The following is a 24,375-nucleotide window of genomic DNA, read 5'->3' as shown; positions in this document are numbered from 1 at the left end:
AAAGGTTGAAAGCAATGTCCACAGCGCTTCTGCCCCAGCCGAATATCGGTGTCGGCGCACCGGTCACCGGATCCGTCCACTCGTGGGACATCTCCACCGGAGTGGACGGGCCGGGCACCCGGTTCGTCACCTTCCTCAGCGGCTGCCCGCTCCGCTGTCTCTACTGCCAGAACCCCGATACGTGGTTGCGCAGCAACGGAACCCACATGAGTGTCGACGACGTGCTCATGGAGGCGGCCAAGTACGTGCCGTTCATCAAGGCTTCCGGCGGCGGCGCAACCATCAGCGGCGGGGAACCTTTGCAGCAACCCCAGTTTGCGACCTCTCTGCTGCAGGGGTTCCAAGGTCTCGGGCTGTCCACCGCCCTCGATACGTCCGGATACCTGGGGCGCCTTGCTTCCGATGAGCTCTTGGCGGCCACGGACCTGGTGCTGCTGGACATCAAGGCCGGACAGCCCGAGACCTACCGCCGTCTCACCGCCCGCGAACTCCAGCCGACCCTCGACTTCGCGCAGAAGCTCGCCAAGCGGGGCAAACGGGTGTGGCTGCGCTACGTGCTGGTTCCCGGCCTCACCGACGCGATCGAGGAGATCGGCGCGGTCGCCGGATTCGCCGGCGGCCTGGGCAATATCGAGCGGGTGGATGTGCTGCCGTTCCACACGCTGGGCCAGTCCAAGTGGGAGGCCCTCAACCGTCGTTTCGTGCTCGCCGACACCCCGACACCGAGCGCGGAGCAGGTCGAAGAGGCACGCAATGTCTTCCGGGACGCGGGCCTGACGGCCTACTAAAAGACCTTGTCGGGGACAAGGAACAGGGGAATGACGCGGCGGGTGGCGGAGGTTTCGGACCGCCACCCGCCGCGCCCCGTTACCCGGTTCTGCTCCGACCACCTGCGAGGATGATCACCGTGGACAACTCAGACAAGAAGATCCGAGTCTTCCTCCTGGACGACCACGAGATCGTGCGCCGCGGCCTGCAGGACCTGCTGGAAGCCGAGGGCGACATCGAGGTCGCCGGTGAGGCGGGCTCCGCCGCCGAGGCCCTGCGCCGCGTCCCCGCCGTCCGCCCCGACGTGGCCGTCCTCGACGTCCGTCTCGAAGACGGCGACGGCGTCAGCGTCTGCCGCGACCTCATGTCCGAGATGCCCGACCTCAACGTCCTCATGCTGACGTCCTTCTCCGACGACGAGGCCCTCCTCGGCGCGGTCCTCGCGGGCGCGAAAGGCTATGTCCTCAAGCAACTCCGGGGCCCCCAGCTCATCAACGCCATCCGCCGCGTAGCCGCCGGCGAAACCCTCATCGACCCCCACACCGCCGCCGAGGTCACCGAACGCCTCCAACAGCGCGCCCCCGCGAATCCCTTGGCCGACGTAGACCTCACCGAACGCGAAAAGCAGATCCTCACCCACATCGGCCAGGGCCTCTCCAACAAGGAAATCGCCGGCAAGATCTACCTCTCGGAAAAAACAGTCCGCAACTACGTCTCGGCCCTCCTCTCCAAACTGGGCCTGGCCCGCCGCTCCCAGGCAGCCATCCTCGCCGAACACCTCCGCCACGAACACGGCGACAACTGGGCCGACGGCGTCCGCTAGTCGATCGCGTCGAGCCGCTTGCGGAACCAATGCTCCGCATACCGAGAGTCGTTGTGCGGCTCCGTCTCCACATAACCCAACCGCTTGTAGAGATTGCGTGCCTCGACCAGATCACTGCGGGTATCGAGCACCATCCGCGTGGCCCCCAACTCCCGGGCAGCCTCCTCGGCCGCCGCCACCAGCAAGGCGGCACCGCCCTTCCCACGCACCCGCCGGTGCAAGAACACCCGAGTGAGCTCGGCCGTACCCCAATCCAACAACCGCACCCCCGCACTCCCCACCGGTTCGCCGTCGTACCAGGCAACCAACAACCGCCCACCCGGCGGCGCAAGCTCGCTCCCAGTGGTCGCCGCAATCCCCCGCTCGAGCTCCTCCGGCTCCGTACCCACCCCGCCCCGAGCCAGATACCACCGATCGCTCACCTCGGTGTAATACGCCCGCCACAGCGCACGAGCAACCGCCGAGTCGAACGCCTCCACCGCAACCATCCACACCACCCGCCCATTGTGCGTCCCGCCCGCACTACGGTGTCAGTGCTAGCCCAGGATCGAGAGCCAACCCAACGCAAGCGTGAAGGTTCCCATGACAGGCATCATCATCCTCATAGCCGCCCTCGCCATAGCCCTGTTCATCTGCTGGCTCATCCTCCGCTCCGTCCGAGCGGGCTCCGTCCGCATCGACGTGGAAACCCGAGACCCGGCGCCAGCCAACCAAGACCCGGAGAACCCTCAGCGGTAACCGGCGGAGTGACCCTCGACTTTTGCCAGCCGCTCAGTCCAGGTACGTGAGCAACAGGTCAGTGAGTTCGTCGGGGTGGCTCAGGGCGGCGCAGTGGCAGCCGGGGATTTCGTCGGGGCTGATTCCGAGGCGGGCTTGGGCCAGGCGGCGGAGGAAGGGGGCGGGGAAGAATTTGTCGTCTTGGCAGAGGATGTAGCGGGTGGGGATTGGGGGCCAAGTGGCATAGGGCCAGGGGGTTTTCGCGACTGTCGGGGATTCTCGGCGGTCTGCGGCTCGGCGGAGGGCTTCTTCCGCCAGGGGGCGGGGGACGCCGTTGTAGAAGCTGATGAAGGGGTCGTCGTTGCCGGTTTGGCCGTCGTCGAGGGCGGCCTGTTCCTTGACCGCTTCCGCGTAACCGGAGTTCGACCACCAGTCGTTCGGGGATTCGCCGGGGGCGGGGATCATTCCGGCGAGGAGGACGAGCAGGCGGGTGGGGAGGCGGGTGGCGGCTGCGGTCGCGGTGTAGGCGCCGTAGGAGTGGCCGACTATGACGAGGTCGGAGCGGTCGGCGGCGGCGTCGGTCAGGACGGAGACGTAGTCGTCGAGGGTGGCGTCGTCGTTGCCGGAGGGTAGGTCGGGCGCGATGGTTTCGTGGCCGCGGGCGCGCAGGCGTTCCTCGACGAGGTGCCAGTACCAGCCGATGTCGCCGCCGCCGTGAACGAGCAGGAAGGTCGCCATGGGATCGAGCGTGCCTCATCGGACCCAGAATTGGGCCGAGTCGGAGAGATTCCACCAGGAGACGTAGTGGGGGTCTTCGGATTCCAGGCGCCAGGACGATTCGAGGATGTCGAAGAAGGTGGCGTCGGCGGTTTTTCCGGCTCGGGGCTCACCGAGGTAGAGGAGCCGGGTGCCGCCCGCGTCGGCGAATTCGGTGAGGGTGGCCGAGGCCATGTGGTCGCCCCAGCCGGGCGGCCAGCAGAGCAGCAGGGTGTGGGCGCGGTGTCCGGCGTTGGCGGCGGCGTGAGTCGTGTTGGGGCTCACCGGATGCCAGAGGGTGCGCTGGCCGCGGTAGGTGGGGAAGGAACGGTTCGGGGTGATGCCGGGCGGCTCGGAGTCGTAGGCGTGGACGGTCAGGCCGGCGCGGGTCAGCTGGGCGGCCCAATAGCCGCGGCCCGCACCGATTTCGGTGATGGGCCGGCGGGCACAGGCTTCCGCGATCCAGGCGAGGGTGCCGGGCGTGGGGATCGCGTAGGCGTAGGCGGACTGCAGGATCGTCTGTGCGAAGGCGAGTCTCGCGCTGCCCGCGACGCGACCGCCGTTGACGACGCGGTGGCGGGCGAATTCGGAGACCGACGGGCCGACGATGTCCCAGTACGGATTGTCCGCTTCACCGCCGGTCAGGTAGTGGACGAGCCGCAGGTCGAAGGCTGCGTCGGCACGCTCGTCGCCGGTGCCGGGTAGCCGCGAGGCGGTGTCGAGATACTCGGCCACCCTGGGGAATTCGGCGCGCAGGCGCGCCTCGTCGCCGAGCAGGGCGGACAGTTCGGTCCGGCGTTGCGGAGTGAGCACCAGGTCCGTCACCCGAACGATTCTGGGGCCACCGCGCCGAATTCCGGCGCGTGTCGGTCGAATTCGGCGTCTAGGCGCGTAAACCGTTGATCAGTGCCATGACGACGGGTTCGGTCCGGGTCCGGGCGATCTCGGGGTCGTCGGCATTGGCGATGAACATGGCGGCCTCGCCCAGCATGGACAGGATCATCAGCGACAGCGGCCGGATGTCGAGGTCGTCGCGCAGCACCCCGGCCTGGATGCCCGCCTGGAGACCCGCGACGACCAGACCCAGGCCGTACTTCTCGTCGACCGCCCGCCACTCCTCCCAGCCGAGCACCGACGGCGCGTCGATCAGCGTGATGCGCACCCGTTCGGTGTCCACGCACGACAGCAGGAAGTTGTGCAGACCGGCCTCGAGCATGGCCATGGGGTCGGCCGGCGGCGCCTGCGCCATGGTCTCCCCGACCTGCTGCAGGGTCTCCTGCTGCACCTGCTCGTAGACCGCCCGGAACAGGTCCTTCTTGTCCTTGAACTGGTGATACATCGCGCCGCGGGAGCTGCCCGCCCGCTCCACGATCTCGGGGGTGCCGACGGCCGCGTAACCGCGCTCGGCGAAGAGTTCGCGCGCGGCGGCGATCAGGCTCGCGCGGGTCGACTCGGATCGTTCGGCTTGCTTGGCCATCGGCGCCTTTCTGGTCTCGGTGGGTGGATCGTAACGCCGGACTATTGAAAACAGGCAGCCTGTTTGTTAGTTTGAAATCCTCTTCACCGTCTCGGCTCCAAGGGGAGTGATTCAGATGACGAACGCAAGCACCCTCGAATCCCGCGCCAGCTGGCGCGATCCCGCGCTCGGTACCCGGCGCGAACTGTCGCTGCCACAGGGCAAACTCACCGTATTCGACAGCGGCAGTGGCGATCCCATCGTTTTCGTGCACGGACTGCTGGTCAACGCCAACCTGTGGCGCAAGGTGATCCCCGGACTGTCCGGCGAATACCGCTGTGTCGCAATCGATCTGCCCTTCGGCTCACATGCCCTCGCCATGCCCGATGCCGACCTCACCCCGCCCGGACTGGCCCAGCTGGTCATCGGCGCCATCGAGGAGCTCGGCCTCGGCCCGGTCACGTTGGTGGGCAACGACTCCGGCGGCGCGGTCAGCCAACTGGTCGTCGCCGCCCGCCCGGACCTCGTCTCCCGCCTGGTCCTGACCTCCTGCGATGCCTACGAGAACTTCCCGCCGCCGTTCTTCAACTACGTCGGCCTGGCCGCGCGCACCCCCGGCGCGCTCACCTCGCTGGCCCTTAGCATGCGCATCCGCGCGGTACGCCGCCTGCCCATCGCGTACGGCTGGCTCGCGCGCGGCGCGTTCGAGCCCGCGGTCGGCGACTCCTACGCACTTCCGGTGAGTATCAAGGCAATTCGCGAGGACGCCCGCCGGGTGATCGTCGGCATCGACAACAAGTACACCCTCGCCGCCGCCAAGACCTACGGCGATTTCAAGCAGCCGGTCCTGCTGGCCTGGTCGGCCGGAGACCGCTTCTTCCCGGACCGCTACGCCGAACGCCTGGCCGCCGAATTCCCCGACGCCCGCATCGAATGGATCCGCGACTCGCGCACCTTCTCCCCCGAGGATCAGCCCGCTCAGCTGACGGCCGCGATCACCTCCTTCCTGAAGGAGACCCGCGCCGAGAACCCGCGATGACCGTGCGCGACCTGCCCGACCTCGCCGACGTCGAACACCGTTTCCTCGACGTCGGCGGGTTGCGCACCCATGTGGCGCTGGCGGGCAGCGGCGAACCGCTGGTGCTGCTGCACGGCTGGCCGCAGCACTGGTGGCAGTGGCGGCATCTGATCGGCCCACTGGCGCAACGCTTCCGGGTCATCTGCCCGGATCTGCGCGGGCTCGGCTGGACCGACGCGCCACCGGACGGCTACCGGCCTTCGGTCATGGCCGACGACATCGCGGGTCTGCTCGACGCATTGGCGATCAACCGGTTTCGCGCCATCGGCCACGACTGGGGTGGATTGGCGGGATATCTACTGGCCCTGCGTTTTCCGGATCGAATGCGGCAGTACATCGCGCTCAATACGGCGAGCCCGTTCCTACGGCCGACACCGAAGGTCGTGGCGGGCAGTGCTCGCCTGTGGCATATCGCGGCCAATGCCGCACCCGTGGCGGGTCCGCTGCTCGCAGCGCGGGCGATTCCGGATTGGGCTCTGCGCCACTGGATTCACCGATCGGCGGCGCTGACATCCGAGGATCGAGAGATCTTCCTCGCCCAATTCGACGAACCGGACCGAGTCGGCGCAACCGTTCGCTACTACCGCAACCTCGTCACCCACGAGATACCGCTCCTACTGGCGGGACAGTACCGCTGGTCTCGGCTCACGGTGCCAACGCTGGTTCTCACAGGCAATCGGGATCCGATCGTCGCGGTCGAATCCACCCGCGAATTCGGCAGTCTGGCAACCGATGTCAGCGTCGAGGTGCTCGAGGATGTCGGACACTTTCCCGCGACCGAACAGCCGGAGCTCGTCGCCGCGCGGGCGCTGGAGTTTTTCGGCGCTCAGAAATCTCCGCCGTCGAATCCGTCGAAACCGCCGAAGTCTCCGTAATCGCCGAAGTCCTGGCCGCCGAGATCGGCGCCGGGGTCGATGCCACCTTGGTCGTAACCGCCCTGGTCATAGCCGGGGTCATAGCCGCCCTGGTCGTAGCCCGCGCCGTTGTCGGCGGCGTCGAAGCCCGCCTGATAGCCGTCGCCGTAACCGTTTTCGAAGGCGGCGGTGTCGTAGCCGACGCCGGACATCCCGCTGAAGAGGGCGTTGAACAGCACCGCGGAGCCGACGCCCCAGGCACCGGCGACCAGGGCGGTCTTCCACCAGGGCTCGGAGTACCAACCGGCCGGAACCGGTCGGCCCGCGACCCGGCCGCCCGGATAGTAGTTCGGGGTGGCCGGGGACGGCGTGGGCGAGGCCTCGACGCGGCGGCCGTCGAATTCGATGGCGCGATCCTCGGTGACCCGACCGGCACTGCGCTGCCCGTCGAGTTCGGGCACGGCCGGACCGGGATCCATCCCCATGGCGGCCCGTGCGGCGCGTACGTAGTAGAGCCCTTCCAGCGCGGTCTCTTTCGCGAGCCGCGCCTGGGCGGGCGTGGTGGCCTGCTCGATCTGCGAGCCCGCGGCATTGAACCGCTCCCCCGCATCCGCCAGCGCCTGCTTGGACGCCGGATCGGTGCCGCCGAGGTTGTACACCTGCCCGCCGAGCCGCTCGATCACCCGGCGCGCATCGGCCTTGGCATCCTCGAGCTGGGTGTTCGACCGGGAACGTTGGGCGCGGTTGACCGCGACGACACCCAGCAGCACAACCACCATGACGATGAGCAGAACCACGACCGTAGCCATGCGCCCAGCCTACGCAGCGAAATTCGCTGAACAGTTGCTACTCGCTGTGAGCGAACGGACTATCCGGTCACAACGCGCAGCGGGGTTATCCAGCCACAGCGGCGAATCGACCGTCGCGGCGGGCTGGATCAACCTCCTCTTCGTCCAGCTCCGACACGGCGAACTGTCGCTTGCCCGCGGTCTTGGCCGAATACATGGCCCGGTCGGCACTGCGCAGCAGATCCGAGAAGTCGCAGTCCCGTCCGGGCGGGCAGAAGGCCGTGCCGACACTCGCCGACGCCGGCACCGGCCCGGCGGCCGTGGGCACCGGCTCGCACAGCGCGGCCAGCACCCGCATGGCCAGCTCACCGAGGGTATTGCGACGCGCAGGCAGCGCGACCACGAACTCGTCGCCGCCGTAGCGCGCGATCACGGTCTCGGCCGGGCAGGTCGCGCGCAGCCGCTGGGCAATGGTGACCAGCACCTCATCGCCGACCGTATGCCCGTAGCCGTCATTGATGGCCTTGAAGTCGTCGAGGTCGATGAGCAGCAGCCCCACGCCTCGCGCCGGATCGGTGGACATCACTCGCACACGTTCCTGCAGCAGCGAGCGGTTGGCCAGATCGGTCAGCGCGTCATGGGTGGCCTCGTGCCGCAGCCGCGTCTGCAGGGCCGCGATCTCCTGCACCCGCACCGACACCGCCTCCGACAGGCTGCGCTCCTGCTGCGCCAGCGCCCGCGTCTGCAGCGCCTCGGCATAGGCGTCGATGGCCTGGCTGGCGATGAACGACCAACGGGTGGCGATCAGCGACCCGCGCATGCCCGGCGAGAGCCCGAGCAGCGCGCGGCTGGCCGGGGCGAGCATGCGGGTGCGGTCGAATGGTGATTCGGCCAGACTGCGGCCGATGCGGCGGGCGGCCTGCACCGGAAACGGTTCGGACCCGGCCAATTCGAGCAATTCGTCGATGACCCGGCCGAAGATGCGCTCGAGTTCATCGGAGGGAACCGTGGGCGAGTGCCCCAGCGCGGCGCTGCCGCCGCCCGGGTGCACGGCGCGCACCCATTCCCTGATGGTGACCGCCACGATGGCGGAGGTTCGGGTGTCGAGACGGATGGGCATCGGCGCTCACCCTGCGTACGCGATGACAGGACCGGCGGCCGCGCCGGTCACGCCCTTCGGATCGAACTCACTACTACGCGGTCGGATACACCAGTGGTGCATGCTCACCGCCCCCTTTCCGATACCCCCGTCCGGACAAAAAGGATCCTAGCAAGCCACCCGACATCGAAAACCCCTGATTCAGAACAGGTTCCCGCTGTCTCGCGAATGGCGATCGCAAGGCTCATCGCTACCGTTGCGCCGGTGTTACACCCGATTTCGGCATGTTTGCCGCGACGCGCCGACGGCGCGGCCCGACCGGCGGTGACATGCGAGTACCCGACCTGATTGGCATTCCGGGAGTGAGGTTCGGTACAGTGCTCAACGCACACGGCATCCACGGATGCGGTGCCTGCGGGTGTAGTTCAATGGTAGAACCTCAGCCTTCCAAGCTGATGGTGCGGGTTCGATTCCCGTCACCCGCTCTTTCCCGCCCCGCGCTGCACGGGTGCGCCGCGGGGAGCGTTCACCGAACGCGTAACGGGGTGTAGCGCAGCTTGGTAGCGCATCCGCTTTGGGAGCGGAGGGTCGCAGGTTCAAATCCTGTCACCCCGACCATCTTTCGACTCTTTCATTCCTGGTCAGAGCCTTATCGCCTTCTGCGGCAATGAGACTGGACTGTCCGTTGTTGACCGAATCTGCCCACTTTTGCCCAAGGCTTGTTGCACGTAGATTGCACGGCAGTTTTCAGCCGTGGGCGGTGGCCGTGACGTACACGAGTACACCGGTCACCACGACAAGGACGATCGTCGAGACGGCCAAAGCCCAAGTAGCGCTGGCAAGGCGTCTGGACTGTTCCCACTCGACCTTCATCCGGTACTCCAAGATCCAGATCTCATGGATCTTGAAGCGGGCGAACCCAACCTTGTCGGCCGCTTCAACAGACTGCGAAAGATCCTTCTGGATCCTTCTCGCCTCATCCTCGGTCAATGGGGGAATACCACCGGGGCCATTCATAGCGAATTTGCATGACATACCGGAAGATCGCCAGGGGGTGTTGGCCGTTAGCGGAGCGGCGAGACCTTGTCAGACCCCCCACTTATTATCGAAAGTTTGTTCGACTCGAGCTAGTCTCATGATCATGCCGGAGTTGTCTCGTCTGGAATGGGCACGCATGAATCTCGATCAGGTGCGTAGCCAGCTGCTCACTGCGGCCACCGGTGGCCGGTTTCTCACGCCCGAGCAGCTGGAGCGTGCAGCAGGGAAGATCGAAGAGGGGTTGCGTATCTACGAGGAGGAGACCGGTCCCCCGCCGGTGGAATCCCAGACCGACGGCGCGCGCCCGATCTGCTCGGAACCTCGCCGGTACAGGAGTCGCTGAGGTCGGCGTGGCCATCGGCGGGATGCCGGACCCCAATCGGGCCGGAGCATGATGACCAACATCCGCATCTGGTGGACCCGCCACCGATCGCATGGGTTGCCGGGATCCCCGCTAGTGCGTCGGAGTCGCTGGAGCCGTATGTCATCCATGTTCGGATAGACGCCGCACCGACCGGATCGGTTCCCGTGATTGCGCGAACCATCCGACCAGATAGCGACCACCTGGTCTGTCTCAAGTGTCCCCAAAAAGGGGCAGTTCGATATCTGAGCTTTGCTCATTCACGACGGCTGCTCTCGTTAGGCTTCGTCACGCCGATCACGGAATGCGTTGCGAGCATGGTGATTTCCCTCCAACGCAGGACTTGGTCCGGAGATCGGAGCGGTCCCGCTTGCTATGAACAGGCGGGACCGCGAACCCTAACCAACGCTCGCTGTGAAGAGAGGATGTTCGGGCCCGATGAGCCTAACGCCGATAACCGATCTGGAGGACCCCAAGCCCTCAGAGCCCAAAGGATCTAGCACCAACCCGCTGATCGCGCTGTCGCTGGCGGTCAGCTTGGCTACCTGCGCAGGGCTACTGGCGGGGTGGCCAGCTGCGGTGACTGTTCTGGTCGCCGTTCTGAGTCTGTTCACTCGCGCTCGTAGCGGACCGCAGTAACTACAGGACCGAGGGCATCCGGGGACTGTTCTTCTCCCGGCTTCCTCATACTGGCCGCCCTCAGCGGAGGGAGGGGGTGTCAAGGGTGCCGAAGGCATCGCGTAGCGACGCGACGAAGGAGCGCCCTTGACTCGCCCGAGTGGAGCGAGACAATCGGCCGCTGAGGAAGCAGGGGAACCACCACGAGGAGGCTCACGCCCGCTATCTATCTAAGTAATAGGCGAATTCGGCAGTTGTTCACTGAGTGTGGGTGCGGTGACCGGACCTGGTGGGGGCAGGCCCGGTCGCCGCGTTTGGATTAGAACGGCGGTTCGTTGTTGTCGGCGTCGTTGGCGGTGGTGCGGCCGAGGCGGGTGATCTGGGCCTTCTGGCCTTTCAGATCGACGGCTACCGTGTCGGCGGTGAGGTCCAGTCCCGCACGGGGTTTGGAGTCCTGGCCGAGGTAGGCGTCGGCGATCAGGCGGTGACCGGTGACCGTGACCCGGGAGCCTTTGCTCAGGCTGTCGGCGACGGTTTCGGCCAGTGGGCCCCAGCAGTTGACGCGGATGATGGTCTTGTTGACGTCGACCCATTCGTTGCGGTCGCGGTCGAACATTCGGTCGTTGGCGATGACCACGAAGTTGGTGACGAGCTTGCCGGTCTTGGTCGGCTGGCATTTGGGTTCGTCGGCGAGGTGACCGGTGATGGTGATGGACACGTTGCTGGTCATGGTGGCGATCTCCTGGGTCGGAGTCCGGGGAGCCGGGCTCTCGGTGGCTGGTGAGACGGAGGGCGGCGTGCCTGGGACTGTGCGGTCCTGTCAAGACTCGGCGCGGGTGCAGCTCACAAAAAGGCTTGGGCGCCAGCTCAATTGGGAGGTGTACCCGTGATGACCATCGGCTTGGTCTTGGCGGGATCGTGCGGGCTCGGGCATGGTGTTCTTCGACTCGGCGGACATCGAGAGTCTGGATTCACGGGCATCGCCCCAGGAGAACGCTGCCGTGACCGGCAATGGGTGTAGCGCCAGCGTCGGCCACCTCGCCGGCGAACCCGGATGACGGGCGGGCGAGGGCGGTGGGCTGGGCATCGGCTTCGCGGTCATCGTCGGCGACCGGATGTGCGGGCGTGGCCGCGGCGGAGGGGGCGGTGGCGACGAGACCGGCATCGGTGGCGGCGGCTGGGGACCACTGGCCGGAATCGCCGGTGGCCGGCTGGGCGAAGGCTGCTGGGTTGCGGTGGCCGGTCGCCGCCTGGTCGTTGACGATTGCCTCGGGTAGGACTCCGAATCCTGTGTGGGACTGGATCTCGCGGTCGATGCGGGAGTCGTTGAGTTGGGAGGTCAGACGGTGCAGGTCATGCGATTCGGTTGGGCCGCTGCTGGCGACGTCGGCGGCGGCGGGCCGGTGTGCTGATCCGGGCGTGGTGATCGGGCATGACCCTGCCGGGTCTGGGCATCGTGTCCGCGGTCGGTGAGCGGCTGACGGGTTCGCCTATTACTTCGATCATCGCGGTGTGCGGGCGGGCGCCGCAAACGCGCCGACGCACCCCGGGCGCGGAGCCTGCGGAGCGGACGGGGGCGTGCGGCGTAGCGCGGGTGCGGCGCGCGCCAGCGCGCCGCCTTGATCCTGTATGGCGAAATTCGGCAGTTGATTAGCGGTTTCATCCGTACGGCCACTGCAAGATGACTTCAGGGCTAACCTTCTAATTATGCGTGGGACTTGGCTACGGGCAGCGCTTGCGGGCGCTGCCGGAGCTGTAGCGGGAGCCGTATGGGCGAATATGCACAATCGGGCTGTGCGCAATAAGCTACCCACTCGCACATCGTCAACACTCTCAGAACCGCACGTATCCACAACGCACCCCACACGGGAACAAACTTCACTAACTTCGACAGAATATCCAAATAACGTACAGATGGAGACAACGTCTGCGTCGAATAGCAAGCCCCCCAAAGAGGGAGGGAAGATCTGGCCGACGATACTCACCGTAGTCGTAGCGCCAGCTCTCGTATTCACAGCTGTCACTCTGTCTGCATTTTGGATGAGTGCTCGAATATTACCTGCCGACGAGAATTTTTCGAATACGTCGGCGGGCTTCAATATTTGGGTACCAGTTGATACTCCTAACGGATTGCTCGAATTTGAATCGGTGGAGTACTTTGAATCGCACTCCGACGGGGTCGTGCATCTTTCCGTCGACGTGAACTACGGTTCCCGCAAAGGCGCTACATCAAATCCCGCAGCCCCACCCGCGGAAATAGGAATACAGCTACCTGTCATGGGGGCCTCCGTTGTTCGGTGCGACGATGGTGCCGTTTGTCAAATAACCACAAAGGACGGATACTGGCCACCAAACACTCTCTTGATCGCTAACAAGGATTCTGCGGGCGATCCCCTTACGCACGTGGATATTGATTTAGGTGGCGTCGAGGGGCTTGGATTCACTGTAACCAACTCCCGGGTGCAAGTTAGACTTCCGACTGCATATCCAGACGTACCCGAGGCGCGAATTCCACCCGCTCCGAAATCACCGGCCGTTGACGATGTTGGCGTGGTTTATAAAATTCCAGATGCCAACAAGTTCACCTGGGGTAGCCCGACTCCAAGAATCAGTGCACTATGGGATAGCAAAAACAGTTCTGTCGACGCTCTTGCGTATTGGGAATATTGGCACGAGAATGCGCCAGCCCCTTTCATCGGGATCCGTGACGACGTTTTGGACAAGCAGTCACGTGCTACATTCAATGCTGGGGTATGGCTTGGAATAGCGGGTGCCAGTTTGGTAGCAGCACTGCAGGCAGTTCTCGCCGGAATTACTCTGAGAAGAAGCTGATCACAGTTTTGCCCGCAATGGGTCGCCGAACCCAATTGCTGAGTGGAGAGTAACGGAGTCAGACCCCCGCCTTCAGACAGGGTCTGAGCCATCCCAGCTGCCTGAAGATGGCATCAATCTCATTAGACATCATATCTAGCGGGCTTCCCCGAAATTGAGTGCACGCGAGGGAATTATTCCGATTATCCATACGCTACTTACCTCTCATGGAAGACAACAATTCCGGCATTTCCTTCGTCGCCGAAACACGTTCCTTGTAGTGTGGGTCTACTGCAGCCAAAAGAACTACAGCAGCCCATACGCTAGGCTGGCAGCATCGTTCGGACTGCGATCGATCGTTCTGAATCTCAGCTGCGCGATGTGGTTCAGCGTATCTCGGGATTGGTATAGGCCCGAGGTTGGTCACACATCGAGTAGGCGGCGGGTGAACCCAGCTTCAACTAGGCGTGCGTATGCGGCTCGAACATCGGAGGGCACGTCTTGTTCTATGGCCCATCCCTTTTCTGGGTAGACCCAGATTCGTTGGGTATCACCCACAAGCATGTTGATGACGCGATCGACGTCGCCGATGCTCGCTACATAATCATCTAGCGCAAGCGGGAGTGATCCGCAGACTACGTCCACTTCGGGCCACCGCTTCCGGCAGATCGCGTAGCTACGACGCTGCTGGTAGGGCCTGGAAATGAGCATTACCGACTTGATCGAGTCCACATAGCCACGCTCGCTGAGCAGAGCACGGGTGAGGTCGATGTTGTCGCCGGTATTGGTCGCCTCAGGCTCGATCAGGATGGCCTCCGCCGGCACTCCCAGCTCGATGGCGCGCTCCTGGAAGTGCACGGCTTCTCCTCGCGGGAACCGATCCACGGTTGTCGGGGCATTGGCGCCCGTGAACACGATCAATGGAAAGGTTCCCGCACGATAGAGATCCGCGGCATACGTGGCGACGCCGATATCGTGGCCTCCGAGTCCGATTCCGACATCGACGGGCCGTGGCTCGTGGTGCATCTGGTTGTACTCCCAGAGGCGCTCGACATCCGAGCGATATTCCATGGGCAAGATCGCGATAGGCATCGGCTGCTCCTCTACTCGGGCAGTTTGAAGTCGTACGTCCACGAGAAGCGGGATGCCGCATGAACACCGCGCGCAAACTCAATCAGGACATCATTCGAGGTGTACGTACGGCGCGTGAGGATCATGACAGGCTCGCCAGCAGGCAGTTCTAGGCTTTCTGACTCGTCGGGAGTGGGCATCCGCGCGAAGATCGTTTCCGACATGTGGTCGGGTTCATAGCCCTGCAACGTCAGTACTTCAAAGCCGCCGCCCCGGCCAGCAGGGCCTGGCGTTGGGTCCACCAGCGGCGTGCCTTCGACGATCTTCGGAAGGTAGTAGCTGGTGAGTGTGTGCGTTGGCCGCCCCGCGTCTCGCACGGTGCGCGCTCGCTCATACACCGGTGAATTCGGCTCCAGTCCATAAGCTTCTGCTACCTCTGGGTCGGCCTCGACGAGGGCAACCGTCTGCGTTTGGTCGGTTCGCTGCCACGGTCGGCCGGATGCCTCACGGTCGGCAATGAACGCGACCGTGTCGCCGTACTTCCACTTCTTCTTCGAGTACCGCTCGGTGCCCATTCGGCGCATGGGTGGCCGCTCGCGGACGACGGTTCCGCGCCGACGGATTGGGGTTACCAACCCCTCAGCTTCTAGCAGGTTCACCGCCTGGCGGACGGTCTTGATGTTCACGTCGTAACGGCTGGCTAACTCCTCCTGCTTGGGAAGCGTTGCCCCAGGGAGGTATTCGCCTCGGTTGATGGCTTCGCGCAGGTGGCCCGCCACTTCTCGGTATCCGCTCATGTCGCTCGGGTGCTCTCTCGTTGCCGTTCTGCGGTGTGGTCCGCATTAAGAGTAGCCATATTCCGGCAATTGAGGAATACGGCCACTTAGAACCAGCTCTATTGCTTGCTGTAGCTGCCAATGCTCCAATAGAGCTACCCCTATTAAGGGTCTCAAACAGGGGTTCGATAGCTCAGCTAAGGCAAGGAGTTGGAGCAATGGCTCTCAAGGATGCGTGGTTGAAGCCGGTCTACGAGGACGTGTTCCCGGAGGGAACGATGCTGATCGGCGGTATCGAGCCGATCACCGAGTACAACGCGGATCGCAGCAAGCCGAAGAAGCAGAAGGTCGATTTGGACGACTTCGGCAATGGCACGGGCAAGCGGTTGTGGAAGGGCACGGTGGCCGACCCGACCGGGTCCGGTGCGAAGGGCAAGACCCTGGACGTCGTGTTCGTCTCGGACGTGCAGCCGGTTCCCTCGGTGCCGTCGGTCATGCCGGGTTACACCCCGGTCGTGTTGGAGGGCTTGCAGGTCAAGCCCCGCATCGTCGGTGATGGCCAGTTCAAGTCGATCGGCTGGAGCTTGCGGGCGACCGGCATCGTCGGCGACAACTCCGGCGCGAATCAGCCGCCCGCGGATGTCCCCGCGTCGCGTCCGGCTCGTAACGGCCGCTCCGCCAACGAGTCCGAGGCGGTGGCGTGATGTCGGTACAGATGACCACTTACGTGGTGACCACCGGAGTCCGCTCGGTGGAATTCGCGCCGCAGAGCCTGGACCAGGGCGGTGTGTGCCCGCCGCAGATCCGGGTTCGGTTCGCCGGCTACGTCGCGGGCTTGGATCTCGACATCGACGACGCCCGCGAACTGTTCTACAGCCTCGGTGTAGCGCTGGTGGAACACGATGTGGCGCTGAAGGACTCGCCCTTCGTGATGCGGGTGGTGGCGTGATGGGCATCAAGCACGAGCAGTCGTACGTGACTGTCGGAATATTCGGCAAGGCGTCGGCGGAGTACTGGGTCTGCGAGTCCGATGGCGAACAGGTCGTGATCGTTCACGTCGGCGAGCATGTCTCGGTCTTCATGCCGTTCGCTCAGGCCGTGGCTTTGCGCGCCGATCTCGATGCGGCGCTGGACAAGTTCACCGCGGTAACGGATCCGGAACCTGAGTCCGGGGCGGTGGCCTGATGGACCTCTACAGCGTTTCCCTGTGGGTCGTACTCCTGATCTCGTTGATTCTGTTGCTGGTCGTGCTGGGTATCGGGCTGGGCAAGTTCTTCGCGCTCGCTGAGCGGGTGGACTACCTGTGGGCCTGGATCGGCGAGGTCCGCTACGAGTTGATCGCGCAGGAGCACGCCGAGGAAATCCAGGGGATGCGTGAGCGCATGGACCACCTGCAGCACATGCTTCGCAAGCTTCACGAACACGGCCCGTCCGTGACCGGTGCGGCATCCGACAAGTCGGGCGAGGTGTCGCCATGGGCCTGATGCGCATGATCTACCAGGCCGCACTGGGGCTGGGAGCGATTTGCTTCTTCCCTGTGGCGCTGCTGTTGGCCTTCGGTCCCCGCGAATCCGTTCCGGCGGTCCCGGACCCGGTTCCGGGTGCCTGTGCGCCGTTCTGCGTCACCGCGACCGCGGTAGGTGACCCGCAATGAGCATTCCCTTTCGGCTCGACTTCGACGGGATGGCGGGGGGTGCGTGATGGACATCGCCGTGGGGTCCCGTGCCATGGTCGCGGCCCGCCTGTTCGCGGTCACCACCACGGTGGCCGTGGGTGTGGCCGCCTTCTGGCTCTCCTTCGCCACCCTGCGGGATCTGGCGATACTGGCCCACATTCCGGCCTCGGATGCGTGGCTGTTCCCGATGATCGTGGACGGCACCATCGTCGAGGCCACCGTGGGCGCGCTGGTACTGACCAATTCCCCGGAACGGCAATGGTTCCGGCGGGTGCTGGTCATCGGCGCCATGGTCTCGATCGCTGGCAACAGCCTGCACGCGGTCGCCGCCGGTAAACCGCTTCCCCCGTGGGCCTGCGCCCTGGTGGCGGCTATCGCGCCGCTGAGCCTGCTCGCCGACACCCATGGGCTGGCACTGCTTTTCCGTGCGGCACAACGTGTCTCGGCCCCAGTGGCTGAGGCGGTCATAGAAGAACTCCCTGAGTCGGACCCGGTCAGCGTGGACACGGTCGAACCGGCAGCGTCGCCGGTTCCTGCTCCGACTCCCTCACCCGTTCCTGTTCCTGCGCGTGCGTCGGCCGTGGCAACGCCGCTGCGGCCCGCGCTTCCCCTGCAAGCCATGCTGCCGATCTCTGTACCTGTTGGAGGTGCGTGATGGAACCCATGCACAAGTCCGAGAACTACTGGGTGCCCCGAAACCAGAACGGGCGCATCGACTACCACATCCTCACGACGGGCCTCACCGGTCACGGCGTCCCGGCCGTGCGGTACGACGACCAGGCCAATTCCCGCGACCGCGGCCTGATCGTGTTCACCGCTGGCGGCGGCCCGTGCCGCTCGTCGGGCCACAGCCCGTACCTGACCATGTCGGTATCGACCGCGCTGGTACTGGTGGATCTGCTGTTGGCCGCCATCGTGGATGCGCGGATTGCCGAAGGTGCTGACCTGCGACCCGTCCCGCATCGTGACATCACTTGGGACCGTTGCACCTGCGCTCTGTGCGCCGATGACGGGGCGGTGCGGTGATGCTGTTCATGCGGCTCTGCCTCGCCCTGCTCGTGGCCTCGATGCTGCTGGTCGCGATCGTGCTCACGGTCCGGCGCGGACCCAAACTGCCCGCGGCCGCCCAGCTGATCGCTGCGGCGCCGGACGAATTGGCCAGGGCGGTAGAGGTTCTCGCCGATCCCGCCCGCCGCCGAGCCATGCTGGCCACCCTCGATCTCGGCAGGCTCGAGCGTGGGTTTCCGGAGCTGGAGTGGTGGGATTACACCGAGTCCGGTATCGAGGCGGAGTGGACGCTGCTGTGCGGGCAGTCCACCAAGACCTGGACCGACCCGGACATGCTCGACGCCCTGGCTCACTACCTCATGGTCCCCCAGGTGCTCGCGAGTTCGCCGGAACCGTCCCGGATTCGCTTGCAGGTGAAGGTCTTCGACACTCTCGCCACCCCGATCCTGGCACCGGTGATCGGCCACGATGGCGTGGACTTGGAGGCCGCGCACGTGGGCATGCGTGAGGACGGATTGCCGTGGCTGCTGCGCATCCTCTACGCCCATATCCTGCTCGCCGGCGCGACCGGATCCGGGAAGGGCTCGGTGCTCTGGTCGATCCTGCACGCCCTCGGCCCGGCCATCAAAACCAAGCTGGTGGATGTCCGGCTGGCCGATCCCAAGGGCGGCGCGGAATTCGGCCGCGGCGAGGAGCGGCTGTTCACCGTGTTCGCCGCGACCGGCGACACCATCCTCACGATGCTGGCCGACGCGGTCACCGAGATGGACGAACGGCTCGTCCGCATGCGCCGCGCTGGCCTGCGCAAGCTGGTCCCTTCCGTGGACGAACCCCTGATCCTGATCATCATCGACGAGGCCGCTTCGCTGTCGGCCTACGCCACCCGCGAGGAGCGCGAGGAATTCCGGCGCTTGACCGGCCTGCTGTTGTCCAAGGGCCGCGCTGCCGCCGTCACGGTCGTGGCTGCTCTTCAGGATCCGTCCAAGGAGACGATGCCCAATCGTCAGCTGTTCCCGGTGCGGATCGGTCTGCGATTGGACGAGCCGACTCAGAACACCATGGTTCACGGCCAGGGTGCCAAGGACCGCGGTGCTCGTTGCGACGAGATCTCCGAACTGACACCGGGTGTCGGCTACGTCGGCGAGGACGGCACCAGCGAGTTCGTGCGGGTCCGCGCATTCATGATCCCCGACTACGTCGCGGATCGGATCGTGGACATGTACTCACCCGCACCCGAAATCACTGGCCCCACTGAGGATTACAGCGATTTCGATCCCGATGACCTCGGCGATGAGGATCTCGGCGACGGTCCGGCGGTGGCGGCATGAAGACCGGATTCGTCAACGAAACCTGGGTGGCCGCCTATTGCCACAGCTGTGGCGAACCCTTCGACAACAGCGAGGGCGAACCGGCGCTGTTCCCCTCGACCGACGCCGCTACCGAATGGCTCCGTGACGGCGGGTGGCTGGTGGTCGGCGACCAGATTACCTGCGACGCCTGCGTTCTGGCCGCGCACTGCGCCCAGCACGGCCACAGCTGGGGCGACTGGAAGCCCTGGGAACGCCTCGACCGTCCACACGGCTTCCGTCGCGGCCGGACCCGCCACTGCCTGCACTGCGATCGCCTCGACAAGGAGTACTGCTCATGAACAACACCGTCCAGATCCGCCTGTCCGGCGACCTCGGCGACATCACCATGGTCATCGCCGAACTGCTGGCCTCCAAGCAATTCCGGATGGTCGTCGACGAAACCCCCTACCGCAACCGCACCGGAGCCGGTGTGCGCGTCTACATCGAACTGGCCATGCCGCCCGCGGCCGGGCAGGCGCCCGATCCTCAGCCGCCCACGGCCGACAAGGAGCTCGATCATGAGTAGCGGTCACCGCTTCGAGCGCGGTCTCGATACCCAGATCTCGTTGCGGTTCTGGCTGGAGCGCAACGGCTTCGACCCGCTCGACACTGCCGCCGACCCCATCGACGAGGACGACCGCGCGCTCGGCCTGGCCGTGGACTACCTCGGCGGGCGGTGGGCGGCATGAACACCTGGCGTCCCAACACTCCGCCCGTGCCTCCTGAGCATGACCTCGGCGGCTGCGAACAATGCGGATCCCCGTTCACTGTCGTGATCTCCCGGCCCGATTGCGACGAGGAATTGCAGTGCACTGCTTGCGGATTCGTCAAGCCACTCACCTGCGAGGAACTCGACTGCGACTGGACCGAGTGGTCACGCAAAGGCTATTGCCCGCGGTGCGGAACGATGCTCATCGAGGCCATCGACTGGAACCCCGAGGAATGGGACCCGACGCTATGACCGGCCTCACCATGCCGCAGACCCTCGAATCGGTGCGGTGCCTGTCGGTCCGACGTCCCTGGGCGAACTTGATCGTCGCCGGACCCAAGAGGATCGAAAATCGGACGTGGACAACCGATTACCGCGGCCTGGTCGTCATCCACGCTGGAAAGACGTGGGATGCGGCGGGGGCCGCTATGGCCGCCCGGCTGGGCATGGACGGCTTCGACACCGCCCCGCAATGCGCCACCGGATACCTCGGCCTCGCCGAGCTGCTCAACGTTCACCCCGCCGACGACGGCTGCTGCCCGCAATGGGGTGAGCACGCCCCGGGCATCTACCACTGGACGCTGGGCACCCCGACCGCCTTCCCCGATCCGGTGAGCGGCGGCGGTCGGATGGGTCTGTACACCTGTACCGATCCCGCCGTCCTTTCCGCGATCACGCGCGTCACCAGGAAATCGACTGCGTCGCAGGTGAATCCGATTGTGAAGGCCGCCGCCGCACAGGTCGCCAAATCTCGACGCCGCAAGGCCACCGTCGAACAGCTGTCACTGTTCGCGCTTCCAGAGGAGATCCGCTGATGCTCACCCTGACCGACTTGTTCTGCGGCGCTGGCGGTTCCAGCTCGGGCGCCGCCCTCGTACCCGGTGTCGAGATCCGCTACGCCGCCAACCACTGGCAGCTGGCGGTCGATACCCACAACACCAACCACCCCGCCACCGATCACGCGTGTGCCGACATCTCGCAGGTTGATCCGCGGCTGTTCCCCCGCACCGATCTGCTGTGGGCCTCGCCCTCGTGCACGAACCACAGCCAGGCCCGCGGCCGCCGCCGCGCCGCCGATATTCAGCCGGACCTGTTCGGCGAGTTACTGCCCGACGAGGCGGCCGAACGCTCCCGCGCGACCATGTGGGACGTGGTGCGCTTCGCCGAGCAGCACCGCTACCGCGCCATGGTCGTGGAGAACGTGGTGGATGCCGCGAAGTGGGTGATGTGGCCCGCCTGGCAGCACGCCCTGAGCCTGCTCGGGTATCGCTTCAAGGTCGTCTACCTCAACAGCATGCACGCCGCCATCGGCGGAGACCCGGCCCCGCAGTCCCGCGACCGACTCTACGTGGTGTGCTGGCGTGCCGAGGACCGCGCCCCGGACCTGGATCAGTGGATCCGCCCGCGCGCCTGGTGCCCGAACTGCGACCGCGAGATCCGCGCGGTGCAGGCGTGGAAGAACCCGGACCGCCCGTGGGGCCGCTACCGCTTCCAATACCTGTGGCGCTGCCCCGCGGTGTCGTGCCGCAACACCGTGGTCGAACCGGCCTGGCTGCCCGCCTCCACCGTCATCGACTGGCAGCTGCGCGGAGAACGCATCGGAGACCGCCCGACCCGTGTTTTCCGCGACAAGACCACCAAGCAGATCATCGGCGAAGGCCCGCTGTCCCCGAAGACCATGGCCCGCATCCGCGCGGGATTGCAGCGCTTCGTCGGTGATCCCGCACTGCTGGTGCCCACGGGCGGCACTCGCCGCGACGCTGCCGCGCCGGTGAGTCTGCCGATGTCCACGCGCACCACCACCGAGAACGATGCCCTGCTGATCCCGGTGGAGGCCCGCGACGGTCTGCACGCGCGCCCGGTCACCGCGCCGGCTCGCACGATGACCGGCCGCAGTGAAACCGCGTTGCTGGTGCCCTATTACAGCAACGGCACCGCCCAGGCCGTCGGCCAGCCCATGGCCACGGTGACCACCCGAGACCGGTTCGCGTTCGTGGTGCCGCTGCGCAACAACAACACCGCCAAAGCCTTGACCGAACCCCTGGACACGGTCGCCGCCTCGGGCAACCACCACGGGCTGGCCACTGCCGCCACCACCGTGGAGGACTGCGAATTCCGGATGCTCGAACCCTCCGAGATCGCCCGCGCCATGGCCTTCGACCCGGCGTACGTGATCCTCGGCAACCGCCGTGAACGGGTGCGACAGGCTGGAAACGCTGTAACACCGCCCGCGGCAAGGGATCTGGTCTCCGCGCTCGCGCAAGCCCTCGGCCACGACGTAGGACAGGTGGCGGCATGAACCACGACACCGTCCAGGACGTCCGGCTTGCTGGCGAACACCGCTTCGGCGACACCGTCCTCACCGCGCTCGGCAACCTGATCATCGCCACGGTGACCGCGGTATTCGTCGCGGTGTGGTGGGCGCTGCTGTTCCCGATGATCTCGCTGCCGATCGGCCTGGCCGTCACCGCTGGTGTGGTGATCGCTTGGCCCGCTGGACTCTTCATCGTGGGCCTGGATCTCGCCGCCCTGGCTCTGTGGCTTGCGCTGTGGCCGGATTCGTTCCGCCGCTGGGTGATCCGCCGTGCAGAGGTGCGGTTCCTGCGCTGGTTCCGCTACCGCCGCCGCTGGGTGCCACGGATGAAAGCGTGCGGGCTGACCGACCGAGAAACCGACAAGCTGTACGTGCCGCGGCTGCGCGCCATGACCATCGGCGAAGGCATCGACCGCGTCCGCGTGCGGATGCTCGAAGGCCAGTCACCCGAGGACTACCACACCTGCGCCGTCCGGCTGGCCCACACCTTCGGCGCGCACCAATGCCGCGCCATCGATGCCGGCCCCCGTCACGTGGAACTGGTGTTCCGCCACGGCGATTCCCTCGCTGACCCGATCAAGCTGCCCACCGACCGCCTCCGCTGGAAGGACATCGCCTGATGACCGCCACCGAAATCACGACGGCTGCAAAGGAAACCGCCGCTGCCCGCCGGGCTCAGCCGGATCTGCACGACATCGCTCAAGCCGCCGCCGAGAAATTCGACGTGTGCCGCCGCCCGATCGCCATGCGCGTGTTCGACCCGGCGACGGGCAAGGTCACCTACGAGGGCGCACCCTGCAAGTCCACCTTGGAATCGGTGTGCCCCGCATGCGCGAAAGCCGCTCGCGCCCTGCGCATTCAACAGTGCCGCGAGGGCTGGCACCTGGACAAGGAACCGGTCGATCCCACCGCCGACCCGAGCAGCTGGCAGATGCAGGCATTGACCGAGCGTGCGGAGATGGCCGAGCAGTACAAGCAGGCCAAGGCGATTGGCGATCTCGAACTCGCTGAAGCGCTGCGCGAGGTGGTGACGGCGCTGGATGTCGACTTGCGGGAGTCCGGTGTCCGCGGCCGGTTCCCCGCCCTCGATGCCACCGCCAAGCCTCGCCGCCAGCGCTCGACCCGCCGCCGCCAGGACACCCCGAACCTGCCCCGGCGCAAGGTCGCCAAACGCACCGTCGGCGAGCTGCTGGGAGGCAAGTACCGGCCCGGCATGCTGTGCACGCTGACCCTGCCCTCCTACGGTGCGATCAACCGCGTCGGCGGGCGCGACGCCAACGGCAAGGTCTGCTCCGACGGCTCACCCCGCGACCCCAAGACCTACGACTACACCCGGGCGGCTCGCGACACGATCTACTTCGCCGCCCTGTTCGACCGCTGGATCCAGAACCTGCGGCGCGCCCTCGGCTACGACATCCAGTACTTCGCGGTGATGGAGCCGCAGAAACGCGGCGCCCCGCACCTGCACGTCCTGTTGCGAACCCCGGTGTCGCGCAAGCTGATCGCGCTGGTGACCGCGGCGACCTATCACCAGGTGTGGATGCCGCATTTCGATCACCCGGTCTACGACGACGACCACATGCCGGTCTTCGACGGCGCGACCTTCACCGATCCACGGACCGGGCGCGCGCTGCCGTCGATCGATGACGCGCTCGACGTGATAGGCGAGGTGGACGAGTTCGAACCGGCCCATACCGTCCGCTTCGGCGTGCAGGTCGACCCCCGCCACATCAAAGGCATGGTCGCCGGCGAGGATGCCGACAAGGCCATCCGCTACGTCACCAAGTACCTACACAAATCCATCGGCGAAGTGCTGGAGTCCGATTCACCGCGCACCCTGGCTCACTACGACCGGCTGCACCACGAGCTGACCCTCACCCCGTGCTCGCCGCGCTGCCCCGTGTGGCTGCGCTACGGCATCGTCCCCCGCGGTGTCTCCGACAAGACCGTCCCTGGCCGCTGCAAGGGCAAGGCGCACCGCCGAGACACCCTGGGCCTGCCCGGGCGTCGGGTCCTGGTCTCGCGCCGCTGGTCCGGCAAGACCCTGCCCGATCATCGTGCCGATCGCGCGGAATTCGTTCGGCAACTGCTCGCCTCGGTCGGTATCACCAAGGCCGAGACCGGTCGCCTGCACATGCGCCCGGTGGAACCCGGAGACCCGGATCGTCCACTGCGTGAACAGCTGATCATGAGCGCGATCGCCAAGAGATCGGGATGGCGGGCGCAATACCTGATCGCCAAGCTCGCGGCGGAAACACTTGATGGACAGGAACATTCAGCAATACCGACTGCCGCATAGCCGGGAG

The 24,375-nt window shown here is 65.8% G+C and carries 33 protein-coding genes and 2 tRNA genes; 25 read left to right on the top strand and 10 right to left on the bottom strand.

Translation table 11 applies throughout. The features are described from left to right. The first annotated feature begins 14 nt into the window (after positions 1-14). Both pflA and ON43_RS10075 read left to right on the top strand, forming a co-directional pair. Positions 15-788, top strand: a complete 774-nt coding sequence (gene pflA / locus ON43_RS10080) for a pyruvate formate-lyase-activating protein (RefSeq protein WP_040806095.1) — start codon at positions 15-17, stop codon at positions 786-788. Positions 789-907: 119 nt separating this feature from the next. Continuing rightward, positions 908-1,591 carry a response regulator gene (locus ON43_RS10075; protein ID WP_245568528.1) on the top strand — a complete coding sequence of 228 codons (684 nt, stop codon included), beginning with the start codon at positions 908-910 and terminating at the stop codon, positions 1,589-1,591. On the opposite strand, the gene ON43_RS10070 is transcribed toward ON43_RS10075, so the two are convergent. Continuing rightward, on the bottom strand, positions 1,588-2,079 hold the full coding sequence (locus ON43_RS10070) for a GNAT family N-acetyltransferase (protein ID WP_040806148.1): 492 nt from the start codon (positions 2,077-2,079) through the stop codon (positions 1,588-1,590). The genes ON43_RS10075 and ON43_RS10070 overlap by 4 nt on opposite strands. A gap of 94 nt (positions 2,080-2,173) precedes the next feature. On the opposite strand from ON43_RS10070, the gene ON43_RS44740 reads away from it, so the two are divergent. Beyond that, on the top strand, positions 2,174-2,329 hold the full coding sequence (locus ON43_RS44740) for a hypothetical protein (protein ID WP_157513980.1): 156 nt from the start codon (positions 2,174-2,176) through the stop codon (positions 2,327-2,329). Positions 2,330-2,362: 33 nt separating this feature from the next. Here the strand turns inward: ON43_RS44740 and ON43_RS10065 are convergent, their stop codons facing one another. The 3 genes from ON43_RS10065 to ON43_RS10055 are packed head-to-tail and all read right to left on the bottom strand — an operon-like array spanning position 2,363 to position 4,541. Beyond that, positions 2,363-3,046, bottom strand: coding sequence for an alpha/beta fold hydrolase (locus ON43_RS10065; protein WP_040806092.1), 684 nt, complete (start codon positions 3,044-3,046; stop codon positions 2,363-2,365). A 15-nt stretch (positions 3,047-3,061) separates the two neighbouring features. After that, positions 3,062-3,889, bottom strand: coding sequence for a hypothetical protein (locus tag ON43_RS10060; protein WP_040806090.1), 828 nt, complete (start codon positions 3,887-3,889; stop codon positions 3,062-3,064). Positions 3,890-3,947: 58 nt separating this feature from the next. Next, on the bottom strand, positions 3,948-4,541 hold the full coding sequence (locus tag ON43_RS10055) for a TetR/AcrR family transcriptional regulator (RefSeq protein ID WP_040806088.1): 594 nt from the start codon (positions 4,539-4,541) through the stop codon (positions 3,948-3,950). A gap of 115 nt (positions 4,542-4,656) precedes the next feature. Here ON43_RS10055 and ON43_RS10050 point away from each other — a divergent pair, with 115 nt between their 5' ends. Then, on the top strand, positions 4,657-5,559 hold the full coding sequence (locus tag ON43_RS10050) for an alpha/beta fold hydrolase (protein WP_040806146.1): 903 nt from the start codon (positions 4,657-4,659) through the stop codon (positions 5,557-5,559). Continuing rightward, positions 5,556-6,473: an alpha/beta fold hydrolase gene (locus ON43_RS10045; RefSeq protein ID WP_051178230.1), complete on the top strand. Its 918-nt coding sequence runs from the start codon at positions 5,556-5,558 to the stop codon at positions 6,471-6,473. The genes ON43_RS10050 and ON43_RS10045 overlap by 4 nt, the downstream gene beginning before the upstream one ends. Here the strand turns inward: ON43_RS10045 and ON43_RS10040 are convergent. Both ON43_RS10040 and ON43_RS42345 read right to left on the bottom strand, forming a co-directional pair. Continuing rightward, a complete protein-coding gene (locus ON43_RS10040) occupies positions 6,425-7,261 on the bottom strand; it encodes a hypothetical protein (RefSeq protein ID WP_040806086.1) in 837 nt (278 codons plus the stop codon). The two genes, ON43_RS10045 and ON43_RS10040, sit on opposite strands and share 49 nt — an antisense overlap. Positions 7,262-7,346: 85 nt before the next feature. Next, entirely contained in the window at positions 7,347-8,360 is a 1,014-nt protein-coding gene (locus tag ON43_RS42345; protein ID WP_051178229.1) for a GGDEF domain-containing protein, read from the bottom strand. Positions 8,361-8,753: 393 nt separating this feature from the next. On the opposite strand from ON43_RS42345, the gene ON43_RS10030 reads away from it, so the two are divergent. Together ON43_RS10030 and ON43_RS10025 are read left to right on the top strand one after the other, a co-directional pair. After that, positions 8,754-8,824: transfer RNA gene (locus tag ON43_RS10030), tRNA-Gly, on the top strand. Positions 8,825-8,880: 56 nt separating this feature from the next. Beyond that, positions 8,881-8,957 (top strand) — tRNA-Pro (locus tag ON43_RS10025). Positions 8,958-9,086: 129 nt separating this feature from the next. Here the strand turns inward: ON43_RS10025 and ON43_RS10020 are convergent. Continuing rightward, the gene (locus tag ON43_RS10020; RefSeq protein ID WP_040806083.1) at positions 9,087-9,329 is read right to left on the bottom strand and encodes a hypothetical protein; all 243 of its coding nucleotides are present in this window, start codon (positions 9,327-9,329) and stop codon (positions 9,087-9,089) included. A 151-nt stretch (positions 9,330-9,480) separates the two neighbouring features. On the opposite strand from ON43_RS10020, the gene ON43_RS10015 reads away from it, so the two are divergent. Continuing rightward, positions 9,481-9,720: a DUF6374 family protein gene (locus ON43_RS10015; RefSeq protein ID WP_157513979.1), complete on the top strand. Its 240-nt coding sequence runs from the start codon at positions 9,481-9,483 to the stop codon at positions 9,718-9,720. Between the two features lie 955 nt (positions 9,721-10,675). Here ON43_RS10015 and ON43_RS10010 read toward each other — a convergent pair. Continuing rightward, entirely contained in the window at positions 10,676-11,086 is a 411-nt protein-coding gene (locus ON43_RS10010; protein ID WP_051178228.1) for a single-stranded DNA-binding protein, read from the bottom strand. 1,310 nt (positions 11,087-12,396) lie between these two features. On the opposite strand from ON43_RS10010, the gene ON43_RS44735 reads away from it, so the two are divergent. Continuing rightward, positions 12,397-13,188 (top strand): hypothetical protein, encoded by a 792-nt coding sequence (locus ON43_RS44735; protein WP_157513978.1) that lies wholly within the window; start codon positions 12,397-12,399, stop codon positions 13,186-13,188. 402 nt (positions 13,189-13,590) lie between these two features. Here the strand turns inward: ON43_RS44735 and ON43_RS10005 are convergent, their stop codons facing one another. Both ON43_RS10005 and ON43_RS10000 read right to left on the bottom strand, forming a co-directional pair. Continuing rightward, complete coding sequence (locus ON43_RS10005) at positions 13,591-14,259, bottom strand: YdcF family protein (RefSeq protein ID WP_040806078.1); 669 nt, start codon at positions 14,257-14,259, stop codon at positions 13,591-13,593. A gap of 11 nt (positions 14,260-14,270) precedes the next feature. Then, a complete protein-coding gene (locus tag ON43_RS10000) occupies positions 14,271-15,035 on the bottom strand; it encodes a GntR family transcriptional regulator (RefSeq protein ID WP_040806076.1) in 765 nt (254 codons plus the stop codon). Positions 15,036-15,232: 197 nt separating this feature from the next. Between ON43_RS10000 and ON43_RS09995 the strand changes: the two genes are divergently transcribed. Genes ON43_RS09995 through ON43_RS09925 form a run of 16 tightly spaced genes read left to right on the top strand, consistent with a single transcriptional unit; the run spans position 15,233 to position 24,368 of the window. Then, complete coding sequence (locus ON43_RS09995; RefSeq protein ID WP_051178227.1) at positions 15,233-15,718, top strand: hypothetical protein; 486 nt, start codon at positions 15,233-15,235, stop codon at positions 15,716-15,718. Next, complete coding sequence (locus ON43_RS09990) at positions 15,718-15,963, top strand: hypothetical protein (RefSeq protein ID WP_040806073.1); 246 nt, start codon at positions 15,718-15,720, stop codon at positions 15,961-15,963. The genes ON43_RS09995 and ON43_RS09990 overlap by 1 nt, the downstream gene beginning before the upstream one ends. After that, a complete protein-coding gene (locus ON43_RS09985; RefSeq protein WP_040806071.1) occupies positions 15,963-16,199 on the top strand; it encodes a hypothetical protein in 237 nt (78 codons plus the stop codon). The genes ON43_RS09990 and ON43_RS09985 overlap by 1 nt, the downstream gene beginning before the upstream one ends. After that, positions 16,199-16,498: a hypothetical protein gene (locus ON43_RS09980; RefSeq protein WP_040806070.1), complete on the top strand. Its 300-nt coding sequence runs from the start codon at positions 16,199-16,201 to the stop codon at positions 16,496-16,498. Before ON43_RS09985 ends, ON43_RS09980 begins: the two co-directional genes overlap by 1 nt. Next, positions 16,489-16,668 carry a hypothetical protein gene (locus tag ON43_RS09975; protein ID WP_040806069.1) on the top strand — a complete coding sequence of 60 codons (180 nt, stop codon included), beginning with the start codon at positions 16,489-16,491 and terminating at the stop codon, positions 16,666-16,668. Before ON43_RS09980 ends, ON43_RS09975 begins: the two co-directional genes overlap by 10 nt. Before the next feature lie 46 nt (positions 16,669-16,714). Continuing rightward, on the top strand, positions 16,715-17,344 hold the full coding sequence (locus ON43_RS42340; RefSeq protein WP_051178226.1) for a DUF2637 domain-containing protein: 630 nt from the start codon (positions 16,715-16,717) through the stop codon (positions 17,342-17,344). Then, entirely contained in the window at positions 17,344-17,715 is a 372-nt protein-coding gene (locus tag ON43_RS09965; RefSeq protein WP_040806068.1) for a hypothetical protein, read from the top strand. Before ON43_RS42340 ends, ON43_RS09965 begins: the two co-directional genes overlap by 1 nt. Then, the gene (locus ON43_RS09960) at positions 17,715-19,025 is read left to right on the top strand and encodes an FtsK/SpoIIIE domain-containing protein (protein WP_051178225.1); all 1,311 of its coding nucleotides are present in this window, start codon (positions 17,715-17,717) and stop codon (positions 19,023-19,025) included. Before ON43_RS09965 ends, ON43_RS09960 begins: the two co-directional genes overlap by 1 nt. Continuing rightward, on the top strand, positions 19,022-19,345 hold the full coding sequence (locus tag ON43_RS09955; RefSeq protein WP_040806065.1) for a hypothetical protein: 324 nt from the start codon (positions 19,022-19,024) through the stop codon (positions 19,343-19,345). The genes ON43_RS09960 and ON43_RS09955 overlap by 4 nt, the downstream gene beginning before the upstream one ends. Then, entirely contained in the window at positions 19,342-19,572 is a 231-nt protein-coding gene (locus ON43_RS09950) for a hypothetical protein (protein ID WP_040806062.1), read from the top strand. The genes ON43_RS09955 and ON43_RS09950 overlap by 4 nt, the downstream gene beginning before the upstream one ends. Beyond that, positions 19,565-19,735 carry a hypothetical protein gene (locus tag ON43_RS44730; RefSeq protein ID WP_157513977.1) on the top strand — a complete coding sequence of 57 codons (171 nt, stop codon included), beginning with the start codon at positions 19,565-19,567 and terminating at the stop codon, positions 19,733-19,735. Before ON43_RS09950 ends, ON43_RS44730 begins: the two co-directional genes overlap by 8 nt. Continuing rightward, entirely contained in the window at positions 19,732-20,007 is a 276-nt protein-coding gene (locus ON43_RS09945; RefSeq protein WP_157513976.1) for a hypothetical protein, read from the top strand. The genes ON43_RS44730 and ON43_RS09945 overlap by 4 nt, the downstream gene beginning before the upstream one ends. Beyond that, positions 19,989-20,570: an ASCH domain-containing protein gene (locus ON43_RS09940; RefSeq protein ID WP_218003231.1), complete on the top strand. Its 582-nt coding sequence runs from the start codon at positions 19,989-19,991 to the stop codon at positions 20,568-20,570. The genes ON43_RS09945 and ON43_RS09940 overlap by 19 nt, the downstream gene beginning before the upstream one ends. Further along, positions 20,570-22,054, top strand: coding sequence for a DNA cytosine methyltransferase (locus ON43_RS09935; protein ID WP_040806055.1), 1,485 nt, complete (start codon positions 20,570-20,572; stop codon positions 22,052-22,054). Before ON43_RS09940 ends, ON43_RS09935 begins: the two co-directional genes overlap by 1 nt. After that, complete coding sequence (locus ON43_RS09930) at positions 22,051-22,689, top strand: TMEM199/VMA12 family protein (protein ID WP_040806052.1); 639 nt, start codon at positions 22,051-22,053, stop codon at positions 22,687-22,689. The genes ON43_RS09935 and ON43_RS09930 overlap by 4 nt, the downstream gene beginning before the upstream one ends. Further along, positions 22,689-24,368 (top strand): replication initiator, encoded by a 1,680-nt coding sequence (locus tag ON43_RS09925; RefSeq protein WP_040806047.1) that lies wholly within the window; start codon positions 22,689-22,691, stop codon positions 24,366-24,368. Before ON43_RS09930 ends, ON43_RS09925 begins: the two co-directional genes overlap by 1 nt. The last annotated feature ends 7 nt before the right edge of the window (positions 24,369-24,375 follow it).

It is taken from the genome of Nocardia concava NBRC 100430, assembly GCF_000308815.1.
GTDB classification, from domain to species: Bacteria; Actinomycetota; Actinomycetes; order Mycobacteriales; family Mycobacteriaceae; genus Nocardia; species Nocardia concava.
The sequence above is the reverse complement of the archived record's forward strand: the minus strand, read 5'-3'. Positions and strand labels throughout refer to the sequence as shown.

Coding starts and splice junctions, on each gene's coding strand:
- pflA (WP_040806095.1), top strand. CDS start 15: ATGTCCACAGCGCTTCTGCCCCAGCCGAATATCGGTGTCGGCGCACCG.
- ON43_RS09950 (WP_040806062.1), top strand. CDS start 19,342: ATGAACAACACCGTCCAGATCCGCCTGTCCGGCGACCTCGGCGACATC.
- ON43_RS09965 (WP_040806068.1), top strand. CDS start 17,344: ATGGAACCCATGCACAAGTCCGAGAACTACTGGGTGCCCCGAAACCAG.
- ON43_RS09995 (WP_051178227.1), top strand. CDS start 15,233: ATGGCTCTCAAGGATGCGTGGTTGAAGCCGGTCTACGAGGACGTGTTC.
- ON43_RS10040 (WP_040806086.1), bottom strand. CDS start 7,261: ATGGCTACGGTCGTGGTTCTGCTCATCGTCATGGTGGTTGTGCTGCTG.
- ON43_RS44735 (WP_157513978.1), top strand. CDS start 12,397: ATGAGTGCTCGAATATTACCTGCCGACGAGAATTTTTCGAATACGTCG.
- ON43_RS10065 (WP_040806092.1), bottom strand. CDS start 3,046: ATGGCGACCTTCCTGCTCGTTCACGGCGGCGGCGACATCGGCTGGTAC.
- ON43_RS09975 (WP_040806069.1), top strand. CDS start 16,489: ATGGGCCTGATGCGCATGATCTACCAGGCCGCACTGGGGCTGGGAGCG.
- ON43_RS44740 (WP_157513980.1), top strand. CDS start 2,174: ATGACAGGCATCATCATCCTCATAGCCGCCCTCGCCATAGCCCTGTTC.
- ON43_RS09925 (WP_040806047.1), top strand. CDS start 22,689: ATGACCGCCACCGAAATCACGACGGCTGCAAAGGAAACCGCCGCTGCC.
- ON43_RS09955 (WP_040806065.1), top strand. CDS start 19,022: ATGAAGACCGGATTCGTCAACGAAACCTGGGTGGCCGCCTATTGCCAC.
- ON43_RS10045 (WP_051178230.1), top strand. CDS start 5,556: ATGACCGTGCGCGACCTGCCCGACCTCGCCGACGTCGAACACCGTTTC.
- ON43_RS10055 (WP_040806088.1), bottom strand. CDS start 4,541: ATGGCCAAGCAAGCCGAACGATCCGAGTCGACCCGCGCGAGCCTGATC.
- ON43_RS42345 (WP_051178229.1), bottom strand. CDS start 8,360: ATGCCCATCCGTCTCGACACCCGAACCTCCGCCATCGTGGCGGTCACC.
- ON43_RS09940 (WP_218003231.1), top strand. CDS start 19,989: ATGGGACCCGACGCTATGACCGGCCTCACCATGCCGCAGACCCTCGAA.
- ON43_RS10070 (WP_040806148.1), bottom strand. CDS start 2,079: ATGGTTGCGGTGGAGGCGTTCGACTCGGCGGTTGCTCGTGCGCTGTGG.
- ON43_RS09930 (WP_040806052.1), top strand. CDS start 22,051: ATGAACCACGACACCGTCCAGGACGTCCGGCTTGCTGGCGAACACCGC.
- ON43_RS42340 (WP_051178226.1), top strand. CDS start 16,715: ATGGACATCGCCGTGGGGTCCCGTGCCATGGTCGCGGCCCGCCTGTTC.
- ON43_RS10005 (WP_040806078.1), bottom strand. CDS start 14,259: ATGCCTATCGCGATCTTGCCCATGGAATATCGCTCGGATGTCGAGCGC.
- ON43_RS10010 (WP_051178228.1), bottom strand. CDS start 11,086: ATGACCAGCAACGTGTCCATCACCATCACCGGTCACCTCGCCGACGAA.
- ON43_RS09935 (WP_040806055.1), top strand. CDS start 20,570: ATGCTCACCCTGACCGACTTGTTCTGCGGCGCTGGCGGTTCCAGCTCG.
- ON43_RS10000 (WP_040806076.1), bottom strand. CDS start 15,035: ATGAGCGGATACCGAGAAGTGGCGGGCCACCTGCGCGAAGCCATCAAC.
- ON43_RS09985 (WP_040806071.1), top strand. CDS start 15,963: ATGGGCATCAAGCACGAGCAGTCGTACGTGACTGTCGGAATATTCGGC.
- ON43_RS09945 (WP_157513976.1), top strand. CDS start 19,732: ATGAACACCTGGCGTCCCAACACTCCGCCCGTGCCTCCTGAGCATGAC.
- ON43_RS09960 (WP_051178225.1), top strand. CDS start 17,715: ATGCTGTTCATGCGGCTCTGCCTCGCCCTGCTCGTGGCCTCGATGCTG.
- ON43_RS09990 (WP_040806073.1), top strand. CDS start 15,718: ATGTCGGTACAGATGACCACTTACGTGGTGACCACCGGAGTCCGCTCG.
- ON43_RS10015 (WP_157513979.1), top strand. CDS start 9,481: ATGCCGGAGTTGTCTCGTCTGGAATGGGCACGCATGAATCTCGATCAG.
- ON43_RS10050 (WP_040806146.1), top strand. CDS start 4,657: ATGACGAACGCAAGCACCCTCGAATCCCGCGCCAGCTGGCGCGATCCC.
- ON43_RS44730 (WP_157513977.1), top strand. CDS start 19,565: ATGAGTAGCGGTCACCGCTTCGAGCGCGGTCTCGATACCCAGATCTCG.
- ON43_RS09980 (WP_040806070.1), top strand. CDS start 16,199: ATGGACCTCTACAGCGTTTCCCTGTGGGTCGTACTCCTGATCTCGTTG.